Here is a 15,043-nt window from a genome sequence, read left to right as displayed (position 1 = left end):
AAATGCCCCTTTAGCAAAAAGGAGCATTTTTATTTGAATTATGTTTTATTGATTGAAATACCTTTCCAGCCCTTTCCAAATACCTGTGGCTGCTTTCTTCTGATAAGATTCCGAAGAAACAATCGCTAGTTCTGTCGGATTAGACAAAAAGCCTAACTCAACTAAAATCGCAGGGTTACGGTTTTCACGTATCACGTGAAAGTCCCCTGTGTGAACACCGCGATTATATAAACCTGTTTCCTCAATGACTTCCTCTTGAATATACGCTGCAAGCTCTTGTTCATCAGCATTAGCAGCCCAGTAATAGGTATCGATGCCATGTGCACTTGGATTAGGGTTGGAGTTGTAATGAATGCTAATAAAAGCATCTGCATTATAATAATGACTGATATCTACCCGCTCAGAAAGGGCCAGGAAAGTATCACTTGAACGCGTCATGACCACATTTGCACCTGCTGCTTTTAAAATTGATTCAAGCTGTTTGGCGGTCTGAAGGTTTAATGTCTTTTCGACCTGCAGTGCTCCAGGATCAAAATCGCCATGGCCTGGATCAATAACAATGACCTTTCCCCTTAAACCTCTTTGCATGTCGGTTTTTTTGATATAGCCAGTCAGCCTCTTCCCATTTACATAAACAGTTGCTTCATACCATTTAGACGTAAAGGTTTTAACCCTTAAGGATGAACCTTTTGAATATGACTTTAAAATGGATGAGGCTGTAGAAGCTTCTGAATAGACATTTACGCCTGTAGGTGCCTGTGCAATGCGGGTTATCAATGTTTGTTCGGAAGCAGCTGTTTCCACATCGCCTTTATAAATATAACCTGTCTTTCGTTGTCCATTGACATAGACAGTGCTAATATACCAGTTATCTGTAAATGTTTTAAAGCGTAAAATAGAGCCTCTTGGATAGCTTTTTAGGGCTGAAGAGGACTTAGAGACCCTGGAATAGACATAAAGTCTGCTTTCATTTACAATCCCCTTCAAATCTTCCTGGGGAGCATCAGCGTCAATAACATCACTTTTCTGAATATACCCCTTCGTAGGTTCCCCATTTACATAAACGGTCGTCTGATACCAATTATCAGTGAACGTTCGATATTTAATGGTTGACCCTTCTGAATAACTTTTTAGTACACTGGAAGAATTTGAAACTTTTCCAAACACATTCAGCCTGCTATGCTTTACAATCCCTTCAAGCAGCTTCTGTGGTTCATCAGCGCCTATCACATCGTTCTTGTGAATATACCCGGAAACAGACTTGCCGTTTACATAGACCGTTGTTTGATACCAATTAGCCGTATAGGCCTTATATTTTACGGTTGTTCCTTCAGAATAACTCTTCAAAGCTGTTGAAGAAGTTGAAGGCTTTGCATAGACACTAAGCTTTTTGTGTACCGCAATTCCTGTTAAAACGGTTGGATCCAATGAATCAAGGTTAATGACATCATTTTTAAAAATATATCCGGTCCGAGCCTTCCCATTTACATAGACTGTTGCTACATACCATTGGGAAGTAAAGGTCTTGTAGCGCAGCACTGCCCCTTCGGCATAACTTTTAAGCACACTTGAGGAAGTTGAAGCCTTTGAATAAACATTAAGGCTTATGTTCCTTACAACTCCCTTCAGATTTGTCTGCGGATCAACAGGCACCTCGATATCGCTTTTTTTTATGTAGCCAGAAACAGCTTTACCATTAATGTAAACAGTTGTGGCATACCAATCAGTACCCGTTGATCGAAACTTTAGCAAAGACCCTTGTGCATAGCTTTTTAAGATAGATGCCCCATCTTTATCATCCGAGTAAATATGGGTAGGGTCCTTTAGGGCAATCCCTGAAATAATAGTAGACTCTTCAACAGATGCAGCTTCCAGTGACATGGTTGAAACTTCCTGAGATGAAGAAATCTGTTCAGAATCATCAGCGGATTCTTTGGACTCACTGGATGCCTCCAGTTCTCCTGATTCTTCTGCTTCTTGAGTTGCTTTGTTTACGGCGTCAGTTTCTTGATCAGCATGAACCCCATCTTCTTCAGCAGGACTCTCTGTTTGCTCGATAAGATCACCGTCTTTTTCAGATGTTGAGCTATCTTCTTCAACTGCCATTTTCTCGTCATCACTCGTATGACTCTCTTTCATTTGAAGAAACTCATTCTTTACATACCCGGTTAGAATCTCACCGGTCTCTGATTCTAAATAACTGATTTTTGAGTAATCAGGACCTTCACTCAAAACCGTTATTTCTGATCCATTTGGAATAGTTAAGAGAATCTCACTGTCTTCCGTTTCTTCTTTATAGATCGTGATCTCTTCCTGACTCTCCGAAACTACAAATGCATGTCCTGCGTCAGACTGTTCAAACGCAGCATTTACATAGCCAGGGATCACAGAGGTTAATAAAGTAAGAGCAACAATAAACGAAAAAATCCTTTTCTGTACTGCCATAATTTCCTCCTAAACAAAATAAAATTACATTTTCCTCAAATTTCAACAAAATACCCTAAATTAACCTAGGAATATATTAACATATTATACAGAATAAAATTCTCAGAAATTTTTTCCTTTTATTGTTACAACCTTTTAGGAGACAAAATAAAAAAAAATACAGGCATCCCAGGAAAAGGAAACACCTGTATCTTAATAACTGCTATTACTTCAGAAAATACTGATTAAGTCCTTCATAAATTCCCCTTGCAGCTTTTCGCTGATAATCAGCTGTTCCCACATGTCTCTCTTCATTGGGATTAGAAAGAAATCCTAATTCAAGCAATACAGAAGGCTGCCTGTTTGTCCTTAACACATGGTAATTTCCATATTTCGCCCCAAGATTTCTCATGCCTGTCTGAATCAGTAAGCCATTATGAATGGATTGAGCAAGGCGTCCATCTTTGGAGTTATTATAGTAAAAGGTGATTATTCCGGAACTGGTGCTTGAATAGGCATTGTAATGGATGCTGATAAAAGCATCTGCTTTCTGTGCATGGCTAATATTTACCCGCTGATTGAGACTCAAATATTGATCATTGGAACGAGTCATAACCACTTTTGCCCCTGACTTTTGGAGCAGGGTTTTTAACTCCTGGGCTGTCTTTAAGTTGAGCGTTTTTTCTTTGTGGATTTTTCCGCTCGTACCATTATCATAACCACCATGTCCCGCATCAATGACGATAACCTTTCCTTTCAGACCTGAATTAGGAGATGCCACCAGCCAGCCTGCAACCCAGCCTTCTTTGCCTTTACTTGTTTTTACTTTGATCCAGCCCTTGCTCTCACCTGTTTTGACAAGAGAAGTGCCAGCCTTTTCCAAAGCGATAATCCCAAAGTTAGTGCCCGGACCTTTCCGGATATTGCTGTTCTCCTTTAAGGTAATTCTTGTTTCTTTCACCGTGACGGCTTCCTTATCATCTGCCGGCTTTTTTTTATCAATATAAGAAGAGGAAACCCATCCCTTCAATCCTTTAGCCGCAGTTATAGAAGACCAATTACCTTTCTGGCTATGTACTTCAACTGCCTCTCCTTTTAAGACCTTACCCACAACTTTAGAAGATGTGGCTGCGCTGGCACGCACATTTAATATATCAGCAGTAACATAGAAGGTACCTAAGCTTTTAGGAGGAGCAGCTTGCTTCTTCTTTGATACATAGGAAGCTGAGACCCATCCCCTGCTCTTTTTGCTTGGGATATACACTTTAAGCCAGCTTCCATCCTTCCCCTCTACCGTTATTGCTGTATTTACAGGTACTTTTGTTATGATGGAACCATTAGGGACCTTTCTGACATTTAAGCTAGTGGCTGTTACATAACCTGTCCAAGTAACAGGCGTTAGATAAGTTGAAGAAACCCACCCTGTTGTTTTGCCAGTTGTAATTTTGGACCATCCTTTTTGCTGTGCACTTACCGTAACGACCTGGCCTTTTTTCAGCTTTCCTATAACAGAGGAAGAAACTGTGGCCTTAGCACGGACATTCAGAATGGTGGCCGTTACCTTTCCCTCAAATGAATATGCTGCTTTCACTGACTGATTATACTGAGGAACAAAATGAAACAACAAGACCAAAACAAAGAAGACTTTTACCAATGATGACTTCACTCATTACCCACCTTTTTTGTCGAATATTTTCCAAAAACCCATCTATTAAACTATAATACATGAAAAAGGAAAAATTCAGGGTCTTTTTTACTAAAATTCGGTGATTTAATCATTTTTTTATTACATTGGGCCTACATCATCCATTCCTTTTCTGCCAAATAATAGGGCAATGATTCTAAGATTTTTATATCCATTTCAGATGAATTTTGATATTCTATAAAGATAGGATTACAAAACTTGTAAAAACGTGGAGGATTTAATAGATGAGAGCAGAAAAAAGAAAGAAAAAGCCGAAATGGCTGAAGGTGATCGGAATACTATTTTTGGTTTTATTAATTGCCGGCGGCAGTTATGCTTTTATGGTATATAAATCTCTTACAGATGCTGTGGAAACAATGCACCAGCCAATTGACCGGGAAAAATCAGATAAACGTCCTGAAAAAATTACACTGGATAAAAGAGAGCCGTTCTCTGTATTGATGCTCGGTGTGGATGAGCGCTCAGGCGATAAAGGCCGCTCGGATACAATGATTGTGCTTACCGTTAATCCAAATAATAAATCCATTAAGATGCTGAGCATTCCTCGTGATACCCGAACAGAGATTGTAGGTAAAGGATTTGAGGATAAGATTAACCATGCTTATGCATTTGGTAATGAAGAGATGTCCATGGCCACTGTTGAAAACTTCCTGGATATTCCGCTGGATTACTATATTAAAGTGAATATGGAAGGGTTTAAGGATATAGTGGATGCTGTAGGCGGCATTACAGTTAATAGCTCACTAGCATTTAATCAAGGCGGCCATAAGTTTGCTGAAGGAGCCAACAATCTCAATGGTGACGCTGCTCTGGCATATGTCCAAATGAGAAAGCAAGACCCCAATGGAGACTTTGGGCGCCAGGATCGCCAGCGCCAAATTATCCAAGGTGTTATTAAAAAGGGAATAAGCGTGAACTCCCTGACAAACTTTGATGATATTTTTGGAGCACTTGGCAAGAACGTGCGCACCAATATGACATTTGCCGAAATGAAGGATATTCAAAAGAACTATCGGGATGCTGCGGGAAATATTGAACAGATGACCATATCCGGCAATGGGCAGACAATAAGTAATATCTGGTACCTGATTGTTTCAAGCGATGAGCAGCAAAGAGTACAAAATGAATTAAAGGCACATCTTGAATTGAAATAAATCAATTCTTTATTACGATAGAAACAGGGACAAAGCTTATTCTTTGACACCAAATTCAGCAATATCTATAATGATCATCGTATTGCCATATGCACATTTGGAGATTGCATGGACATATCCCCTTCCATTTTGGAAGGGGATTTTCTTATTAATATTCACACACCTAAAAATAGAAAAAGGCGAAGCGGCCTATGCTTCACCTTCTGTGATTAAAACCGATCTTTATGCTTCTCAAACACTTTCTTCACTTTCTCCACAACCACTTTAGAACCGCCCTTATCTTCCACTCCTTCAATCATCATAGCCATTAGGAGTTTTGGAGATTCAGGGTTGTATGCAACAAAGAGGCCATTTTCCTGCCCTTTTTCTTCCGCACTGCGTTTTAATTCGGCTGTTCCCGTTTTCCCTGCAAGCGGATAGTCTTTCATGTTTGCAGAACGTGCAGTTCCGGATGGATCCTGTACCACTTTGATCATGGCAGATTCAACCGTTTTGGCGTTTTCTTCACTTATGATGTTTTCCTTCCACACCTGGTTCTTTTCTTCCTCCTCCATCAACACAGGTTTAATTAGTGAACCTTTGTTAATGAATGGTGTATACGATGCGGCGAGGTGGAGGATATTCATTTCTACCTCAGCCTGGCCATAACCTGAATCGGCGAGTTTAATTTCACTGTCCAGACTTCCGATTTGGGATGGCTCCATAGGGAATTCGTACGGCATTTCTTCTTCAAATCCAAATTTCTTTAGGCCGGCTGAAAACTTATCTTTCCCTAAGTCCAATGCTTCCTTCGCAAAATATATATTGTCGGAGTACATCATCGCTTTTTCAAAATTGACTGGAGCATTTGGATCCTTTACCCTGGTGACTTGATAACTGCCCCATGATTTGCTTTTTTGCCACTTCAAACCTTTTACATTAATGGTTTCGTCAAGTGTCAGCGTTCCTTCAGACAATCCAACTGCTCCAGTGATTGGCTTCATGACAGAACCTGGTGCGTATGTTTGTTTGAAACGATTCATAAGAGGCATATCCTTATTTTCCTCAAGCGCCTTCCATTCCTCCCCCGAGAATCCGAGCGATGCCTGGTTTGGGTCAAAGCTTGGGCTGCTGACTAATGCAAGGGTTTCACCTGTGACAGGGTCAATAGCGGCTGCTGTCCCAGGACTTCCTTCCATTTCGTTGTATAAATCCCTTTGAAGCGTAATATCGATAGTCAGCTGGATATTTTCCCCGTTTTTTACAGGCTTTTCAGCCAGCACAACTTCTGAGCCGTCCTTTTTCTTGATGCCGATTTTTACTCCGTTCGTACCTTTCAAACGTTCTTCAAGAACCTGTTCGAGCCCTCTCTTACCGATAAGGTCAGTGCTGGAATAGCCTTTTCCCTCCTGCTTTTTCAGTTCATCAGCGCTGATTGGCCCTACATAGCCGATCAAATGGGCGGATGCCTCTCCAAATGGATAAATTCTGCCTTTTACATCCTGCTTCAATACACCTTTCAGGGCAAATACCTTATCAAGCGTATCTTTATCATCAGGAGATACCTTCTTTAAAGGCACAAAGTAACCTGGCTGCACCCAGCTGGCATTTAGAGTTTTATTAATCTGCTCCTCTGAAATATCCAGTGCCTCTGATAGCCCTTTAATGGTTTGCTCCTTTTGGCCTTCCATCTGCTCAGGAACGACCCCGATCTCGTAAAGAGTTCCATTTAGGGCAAGCGGATCTCCCGTCCGGTCCACAATATCGCCTCTTTGCGAAGGCACAGCAGAGTAAGTAATTTTATCTTCTGGTCCCAGCTCCGGGAAAATATATGTCGTATCCCAGGCTACAAACCAATTTTCCTCATCCTCTTTCTCCTCTTTCACTAGATTGGCATCATGAGTGAATTCAATCTTTCCAGCAGCACTATCCATGCTTGCCGAGAATGGAAGAGCTGCCTTTTCTTCTTTCTTATACTCCTTCTCCATATCTGGTTTATATGTAACCTTTAAATTGCTGATTTCCAAATCCTTGTACACTTTTTCGTAACGATTAACATACTCTTTTTTACTGATGGATTTTTTGGCGTCAACAGACAGGAACTCATACATCTTCTCAAACTCCTGTTTGTTCCAATGCTCCACATACTGTTTAAAGCGGTCCTGCGGCTTAATTTCCTTATTGCATCCACCCAAGAAGGCCAAAATGAATAAAGAAATAAATAGAAAAAACACCCTTTTCATGCAAATCCCTCCTTCCAACATATTACCATTTTCTCCGCTTTTGTTACCACTGAAATGGTACCAGTTTTTCAATCAAACGTTTGATTGATTTTTAATTACAATGAAAATGAAGCAATAAAAAAACCCAGATAACAAATCTGGGCACACCCTCTCCTATCTATCATTCCACTGGTATAAATTTGGCAGCTAACGTAAGTTCGATTTCATCACCTTCATCAGCGTAAAATACGTATTCGATTACCCCAATCTCGGAATCACCAAGAATGATATTAACTTTAGAACCGCTATTAACGAAAAAATTCCCGAAGCCGCTTTGAGCAACCACTTTATAACGTCCCACTGGCAAATCCTTGCCAACAGTGAAGAAACCGGCAGACAGAACTTTGGGCTCTTGTTTCTTTTCAACGATTTTACCTTCAGCAGCAGCCAGCTCTGCTTTTTTCGTTTTGATTTCTTCAGTTAAGTCCCTCAACTCTTTACTGCTCTTTTCCACTTGCTTTTGCAGCTCTTTCATTTCTTCTTCTGCGCGGCTTTTATTTTCTATAATTTGAAGGGCGTCATTCTTTTCCTTCTCCATCTCCTGAAGCTCTTCTTGAATATCTGCCACTTCTTTTGTATGGCTTTCCGACTTGTTTTTTAACTCTCCTAATAAGACTTCCCGCTCTTCAATCTCTTTCACCAATTCATCAAGACTAGCCTTTTTGCCATGTAAATCAACTTTCGCTGTATAAGAGCCAATAAAGTAGAATACTCCACAAAGCATAACAACACCTGCCACAGCAATCCAAAACCAAATACTTCCCAAAATCTTTCTGCTGCTATCATTCTCCAAAACTTCTCCCCCATTCATCAGTTCATGGCGCTATATAAAATATATGAAGGGCCAATTCCATTAATGAGAGAGATCATTTGAAAACAATGAAAAACAGCCGCCCCAAAAAGGATGGCTGTTTGCTATGTATTATACTTTGCTGGCTAAGATGGTGACCATTGCACTAAGAAGAACGGTAAAGAACAGTAAGGACACATAAAGCACCTTTTTCTTTATCCTTTTTTTTCTTTTAATTTCCTCGGGTGTAATCCACATAGACTTTGACATCAAAAAATTAGCTCCTTTACATTTGATGGCAGCTGGCTGGCCTTACCATCGAGATAGAGGCCCCTTTAGCTTTGCGTCATTACCTTTCAGTAATTTTGCCCTTTAGTATTATCGGCTGCCTTTTTGTTTGTTTTAGACATTATTTGTCACTCGCAAAAAGTTCGAAAATTTAGGCAACAAAACTCTAATACCCACCTCAAAGAACTTTAAACCTTAAATCAAAAATTTTGTCGGTTTTTCCCGATAACATAATGAACAATTTCGTTCGTTATTAAGGTATAATAGGGTTAATATCAAAAATTACGGGAGCTGATTAACATGCCATTAGTACATATGAAAGAAATTTATACCCCTTTAAAGCTGGTGGGAATAAAGTTTTTTAAAAGCAAGGAAGGCAGCACTTATATAAAAGTTTTAAATTACCGGCGCAAAAAGCTATTCATCTAAGTAATGAAGCGTCTCTGCCCTTTTCATAGACAAGTGGATAACTGCCGCTAGAATCAGGGCAAGAACAATCCCGAAAGAATCAAAAGCCACATCAAATACTCTTCCATCTCTTGCAAAAAAAAGCTGAAGAATTTCAGTTGTGACTGCAAAAGAAAAAGCTGATACGCCAGAATAAAGCAAATTTCCCTTCAGCGAAAATAGCACAACCGTTAGAATAAAGAAGACAAAAGCATGCCCCAGCTTTCGAAGCAGGAATGCCAAAGATGGGCTTTCAGGCATCGCATGGAACAGATCGGCAAAAGATGGATTACCGTTCCAGTTAAAATGAAGAATCCCATGCTCTAAAAAGTTCTCTAAACTCGCTGAGCAAGTACTTATGAAAATAACCGTACACCAAAATAATAAAAAAACATATCTGATCAATCTCCCCACCTCCTCCTTCCATACATTCTTGCCTTCGCGAGGGGTTGTATACAGAATTGGAACTTTAATAGTATAGGTAAGTACAAAAGACGGGCAAAGCCCGTCTTTTGCTATTTTTCAGCTGCCATGTTTGAATAACAAAAGCCCTGCGAAGACGATCCTCTTCACAGGGCTTTGCGGTAAATTCTTATACTTTTATTCTTCTCTGAGTGTAAATAAATAATATTGAAGCTGCCAGCAATGTCAGTAGACCCATGGCTAATAAATTATAATGGTTCGTTGCAGTATTAGGCAGCTTACTTCCACTTGCTGCTTTCTTTTCTTTACCTGCAGCAGTTTTCACTTTATCAGCTAGGTTTGGATCTGACTTGCCGCCTGAAGCTGGCGTTTTTCCTGGAACAGGGGTATTATCAGAATCTCCATCCTCTTCAGGGTCTTCTCCAGGGTCTTCTCCAGGCTGTTCTTCACGATCTGTAACTACATTTTCGGATGCCTGAGCAATAACCATTCCTTCATCATTCAGAGCTTCAACCATGATGCGATAGCTCGTATCGGGTAATAATTCTTCAAAAAGATAGCTGCTGCTTTCAGAATCCAGGGAATCCATATACTCACCATCTAAGTAGACATCATAGCCGGAAATCTCTTCGTCTCCTTCGTATGTCCAGAAAGCTTCAATCGAGTCTTTATCTGTTTTCATATCGGTAAAGTAGAAGTCATCACTTGCTGTCCATACATATTCCCAGGCATAATCAACGGGTTCCTCTCCAGCATAGGCTTCCAAGGTAATCTCATATGGTGTTCCTGGCTCCAGTCCTTCAAAGGTATAGCTTGTTTTAGAGGAATCCACTTCATCAGCCAACTCTCCGTTTAAATAGATACGGTAGCTACTGATGTCTTCTTCCCCTTCATATACCCAAGATGTTTCAATCGAAGTGCTGGTTGTATCTATCCAATCGAAATATAAATGTCCTTCTTCACTGTAATTTCCGTATTCAACATACACACCTTTTGCTTCAAGCTCTTCAATCACACGCATGGCTTGTGATCCTTCAGATAGGTCGAGCAGGTCATTGTTATAGAGACTTACATATTCCAGATGCGGCAGCTCCAGCAGGACCGTAATATCCGTAATTGGAAGCTCATTCGCACTAAGCATAACCAAATCCTTCAAATGAGACAGAGGGCTTAAGTCTTCAATATTGTTGCCATCGATACTCAAGAACTGCAGTGCGCCTAATGAATTAGCCCACTTAAGGTCCGTGATGTCCGTATAAGCGACATTTAGAGCCATAAGATTGAGGCTGCCGAGAGCAGACAGATCTGATAACGGATTATAGCTGACTTCTAGAATTTGAAGATTACGGAGACTTTCGATTCCCTTTAAATCCGTCAGTTGATTATTATCCAAAATCAGAAATTCCAGTTTAGTCAGATTTGAAAAGTCAGGTATTGCTGTTATTCCATTTGAAGACAAGAAAAGGTAATTTAAATTTACAAGCTGATTCAATGGTGAATAATCCTTCATATTCGTGTTTGATAAAAAAAGAGTGGTCAAGTTTTTCAAAGAAGTCAGCGGCTTCAAGCTTGAAATTGGATTATCAGCCAAATCAAGATCGCTCAGCTTAACGAGACTGCTAATCGGAGTAAGATCGCTGATCTCGTTCCCCCATAAAGAGAGAGATTCAAGATTCACAGCCTTTTCAATACCTGACAAATCTTTTATAGAAGCTGCTCCAATATAGAGATGGGTAAGATCAAGCATATCACTCTCTTGTACATCCCTGACTATTCCAAGCGTTTCCTTAATGGCCTTTTCCAAGTTCTTATCTTTGAATGTAATGACTTTGCCCGAAGGCGGCTTCTTGCTCGTTACATCCAATGCTGCTCTTCCAATCAGCTTTCCATTTTCATAAGCTTTAACCTTAAAAGTGTATGTGGTATCAGGTTTAAGATTTTCAATGATTTTTGAAGTGGTATCCCCTGATAGCTCTTCTTCTTTCCCATCAAATATGAACACATATTGATCCGGATAAGAATAGTCCTCCTCGTCCTCTGTCCAATATCCCCATTCAAGTCCAATTCTTGACTCGTTCACAAACGTTGGGTAAATTTCGAGATTCACATTTTCCTGCAAATCATGATAGACTTCAACACCTTTGGCTTCTAAAGCCTCTATTACCGCAAGGGATGGAGCATGTTCTTCTATTTGCAGATTTCCATATAGATAAACAACCTGCAATTTTGCCAGATCTTTTAAGAAAGTAAAGTCATTAATATCGGTGTAGGATAAATCAAGATTGGCTACATTTAACAAGTTGGATAAAGCGCTTGCTTCCGTAATCGGATTGTCTCCAATATCCAGGATAATCAGTTTTTTCAAGCCGGATAGTGGAGTTAAGTCCTGAATCTGGTTGCCGTAAATCACCAAGTGATCCAGGTTAACGGCATCTTCAAGTCCCTCTAGTGACTCAATGTTCATATTGGGTGCAGCAAGAGATGTTAAACGTTCAAGGTCACTTTTATATAGTTCGCGTTTCAGCCCTAACTCCTCCTGAATGGCAAGAAGCAGGTTCTCATCAGCGATGGCTGTCTTTTCACCCTGGGGGGCAGAGAGTGTTGTAAAAGAATGCACCTGACTAGCAAGCACCTTGCCGCCTTTTAGGGCTTCGACTTTAATTTCATAAGAAGCTGAGGCATTAAGTCCTGATAAATGATATTCATATACCCCGCCGTCTAACGTTTTTTCCAGTTTTCCATTCACATATAATTTGTACTCTTCAACCGTATCGAGATTATACATACCCCATGAAATTTGCGCGGATGATTCAGTGATCCGGTAAGCTGTCAGTAAAAACGAGGAGGCTTCCTCAAGAGTTTCAACTGTGACTCCCTTCGAAACCAGTGACTCAAGAACGGATGAAGTTCCTAAATCCAGGTCCAGATAACCCGCTTCCACCTTTTCCAATTGCGGCAATAATAAAAGTACATCAATATTGGAAACAGGCAAAGACATTAATTTCACGGAAGTCAGTTTGCTTAGTTCCTCCAGAACAGAAATGTCTGAAACAGAAACGTTTTCAATTTTTAGCGTCTTTAAATTCACTGCATGTTCGAGCCCTTTCAGGCTGGTAATATCACCAAAGCTATTATTAATCTCAAGGGAGGCAACGCCAGTAAGATCATCCTTTAAGATAGCACCCTCTGCTTTCCCAATTGCAAATCGAATCAGTTTCTCTAAATTAGCATCTTCAAAAGAAACCTCTTCCTCTTCAGCTGGCACTTCAGCTTTTTCCTGCTCACCGTTAGCTTCATCTGAATTTCCTGTTTTTTCTTCACTTGCGCCAGTATTGGAAGGCTGCTCAGAAGCTGGCTGAGAATCATCGGCATCCTTTTCAGTCAGGTCTTCATCACTTTTCTTCACCTCAGTGACTTTGACCTCCTTCGAGTCACTCACATCCTGATCTTCTGCCTTTTTTACTGCATATGTATATGTCTGATCTGATTGAATATCAGCATCTATATACTCATATTCTTTTATTACCTTTCCATCCAGGTTTGAAGTTGATTGTAATTTTGCACTAATGGATGTTTCCTGGGAGTTTTTGATGATAAAGAATGTTTCCTCGGCATCTGTCTCAGACAGGGTTTTCCACTTTAGAATGACCTGCCCTTCTTGATAGATTGGATCCATCAGGTCAATGGCAGTCGAAGGATTCTTGCTTTCTTCTGCGTTGGCAGCCGGACTGAAAAAGGAGAAAATCATGGTTAAGACAACTGCTAAATGTAACCACTTTCTTTTAGGCATTCTCACTGCTCCCTTTATTGTAAAATTTTACTATCTCTATTTATATATGAAATATATACTATATATAGGCAGTTGTATATCGCGATAATTGTCGTAAAAAATATATTTTTTAAGGGTGATAGAGTTGAAATATGCGGTCCTATTTTTACTGCTCGCAGGATCTGTTCTAACAGGCTATTCATTATGGCAGATACGTGATTCACATGTTCAGACAGAGGAAAAAAAAGAAGAAGCAATGGAGATTTTAGAAGCTTCAAAGGCAGAACCGATCAGTTTGGATTTTCAGCCGAACGAGACAATTGGCCTGCTCACCGTTCCAAAGCTGCAAAAGGAAATCCCCATTATCGAAGGAACGGATGAGGAGCAGCTTGCAGCCGGTGTGGGGCATTACCCCGGAACGGCATTTCCCACCCAAAAGGATCAGATTGTGCTGTCCGGACATCGTGATACAGTCTTCCGGCAATTTGATCAATTGGAGTTAGGAGATATCTTCACTGTAAAACTCCCTTATGGAGAGTTTTCCTATGAAATTTATGATACGAAAATAGTCGATGCAGATGACCGCACAATTATAAGAAGCACAGCTCCCGATGAGATCCTGACTGTAACAACCTGCTATCCCTTCAGCTACCTTGGTGACGCTCCAGAAAGATTTATTTTTTATGCGAAACCGATAGATTAATAAGCAATCACAAGGATAACACCTGATAAAATGGGTGTTCTTTTTGTATTCTCTGCACCTTTTCTCATTTATCGCCACGCATGTGAATAGGATAATAAGTATACAACCTCTATGTGGAAAAGGAGCGTTATTCATGGGATTCAAAAGACACCAGCAGAATACAATCCTTAAGATCATCATCGGATTGATTGTGGCGGCTATAATTCTGTTTGCTTCCAAATTACTTTTCTCATCATCCGAAAAGCAAGCCACAGAGATTGCGGAAAAATTTTACTCCTACGAACAGGATGGAGAATTCTCCTCATCATGGGAACTCTTTCACCCCAGTATGAAACAGAAATTCACAAAAGGACACTATATCCAGGACCGCGCCCACGTTTTTATGAATCATTTTGGTGTAGATACTTTTACATATACTCTAGGCAAACCCGAAAAGCTTAAATCCTGGAGAATGTCCAAGGAGGACACTGCCATCAAGGAAGTTTATAAGCTTACTGTCATCCAAACATTCAAAGGGAAATATGGTAATTTTGATATCGAACAGGACATCTTTGTGGGGAAAGAAAAAGATGAATGGGCGATTCTGTGGGATTATAATAAGTGACAATAACAACGAGGCATTAAGCTAAGATCTAACCCCTAAACTCAATTACTTCTACAAAACTAATCGGTCTCGATTGTGCTCTTTTTTACTGCATGGCAGCTGTTCTTTTGGACACTTTAAATAGATTGTTGAGGCATTCTTTCTTGATTCTTTCGTGGCAGATGAAGTCATGGCGGATTTCTTTTTCCAGCTTTGATACGATTTCTTTAATATGTTTTTCTTTATTTTTTAATTTTTTATTCGTAAGATACGTATCAATTTTTTGTTCAAAATATTCTACTGTTCCAAATAAGGGTCTCATAGATGCTCACCTCTTTCTTTATAAGCTTATTAAATCATTTCCCTAATAAACGACAGCCAAACTGGAAATATTCAGAATTTTTACCATCCAAACACTTAGTTTTTAAAAGCAAAGTTCCCAGATATGAACAGGGAAAAAACAAGAAAAGAGATGGATCCAAACTGACCATCTCTT

Annotated in this window: 10 protein-coding genes and 1 riboswitch; of the genes, 3 read left to right on the top strand and 7 right to left on the bottom strand. The window is 40.0% G+C overall.

Annotation, left to right across the window (positions count from 1 at the left end; translation table 11 throughout):
* Positions 1-45: 45 nt before the first annotated feature.
* Both AC3WTL_RS14080 and AC3WTL_RS14075 read right to left on the bottom strand, forming a co-directional pair.
* On the bottom strand, positions 46-2,445 hold the full coding sequence (locus tag AC3WTL_RS14080; protein WP_492369605.1) for an N-acetylmuramoyl-L-alanine amidase: 2,400 nt from the start codon (positions 2,443-2,445) through the stop codon (positions 46-48).
* Positions 2,446-2,650: 205 nt separating this feature from the next.
* Positions 2,651-4,090, bottom strand: a complete 1,440-nt coding sequence (locus tag AC3WTL_RS14075; RefSeq protein ID WP_492369604.1) for an N-acetylmuramoyl-L-alanine amidase family protein — start codon at positions 4,088-4,090, stop codon at positions 2,651-2,653.
* Between the two features lie 263 nt (positions 4,091-4,353).
* Here AC3WTL_RS14075 and tagU point away from each other — a divergent pair, with 263 nt between their 5' ends.
* Positions 4,354-5,283: a polyisoprenyl-teichoic acid--peptidoglycan teichoic acid transferase TagU gene (gene tagU / locus AC3WTL_RS14070; RefSeq protein WP_197247838.1), complete on the top strand. Its 930-nt coding sequence runs from the start codon at positions 4,354-4,356 to the stop codon at positions 5,281-5,283.
* Positions 5,284-5,492: 209 nt separating this feature from the next.
* Here the strand turns inward: tagU and AC3WTL_RS14065 are convergent, their stop codons facing one another.
* The 4 genes from AC3WTL_RS14065 to AC3WTL_RS14050 form a co-directional block, all read right to left on the bottom strand.
* Positions 5,493-7,505, bottom strand: a complete 2,013-nt coding sequence (locus AC3WTL_RS14065; RefSeq protein ID WP_492369603.1) for a penicillin-binding transpeptidase domain-containing protein — start codon at positions 7,503-7,505, stop codon at positions 5,493-5,495.
* A 160-nt stretch (positions 7,506-7,665) separates the two neighbouring features.
* A complete protein-coding gene (locus AC3WTL_RS14060; RefSeq protein ID WP_492369602.1) occupies positions 7,666-8,337 on the bottom strand; it encodes a hypothetical protein in 672 nt (223 codons plus the stop codon).
* 291 nt (positions 8,338-8,628) lie between these two features.
* A riboswitch (cyclic di-GMP riboswitch) is annotated at positions 8,629-8,714 on the bottom strand.
* 325 nt (positions 8,715-9,039) lie between these two features.
* A complete protein-coding gene (locus AC3WTL_RS14055) occupies positions 9,040-9,474 on the bottom strand; it encodes a VanZ family protein (protein ID WP_492369601.1) in 435 nt (144 codons plus the stop codon).
* 187 nt (positions 9,475-9,661) lie between these two features.
* Complete coding sequence (locus AC3WTL_RS14050; RefSeq protein ID WP_492369600.1) at positions 9,662-13,282, bottom strand: leucine-rich repeat domain-containing protein; 3,621 nt, start codon at positions 13,280-13,282, stop codon at positions 9,662-9,664.
* A gap of 115 nt (positions 13,283-13,397) precedes the next feature.
* Here AC3WTL_RS14050 and srtD point away from each other — a divergent pair, with 115 nt between their 5' ends.
* Together srtD and AC3WTL_RS14040 are read left to right on the top strand one after the other, a co-directional pair.
* Positions 13,398-13,964: a class D sortase, LPxTATN-specific gene (gene srtD / locus AC3WTL_RS14045; protein WP_492369599.1), complete on the top strand. Its 567-nt coding sequence runs from the start codon at positions 13,398-13,400 to the stop codon at positions 13,962-13,964.
* A 133-nt stretch (positions 13,965-14,097) separates the two neighbouring features.
* On the top strand, positions 14,098-14,568 hold the full coding sequence (locus tag AC3WTL_RS14040; protein ID WP_197247849.1) for a hypothetical protein: 471 nt from the start codon (positions 14,098-14,100) through the stop codon (positions 14,566-14,568).
* A gap of 85 nt (positions 14,569-14,653) precedes the next feature.
* On the opposite strand, the gene AC3WTL_RS14035 is transcribed toward AC3WTL_RS14040, so the two are convergent.
* Complete coding sequence (locus tag AC3WTL_RS14035; protein WP_222498802.1) at positions 14,654-14,869, bottom strand: hypothetical protein; 216 nt, start codon at positions 14,867-14,869, stop codon at positions 14,654-14,656.
* Between the last annotated feature and the right edge of the window lie 174 nt (positions 14,870-15,043).

It is taken from the genome of Cytobacillus sp. EB106-05-05-XG126, assembly GCF_058791715.1.
The sequence above is the reverse complement of the archived record's forward strand: the minus strand, read 5'-3'. Positions and strand labels throughout refer to the sequence as shown.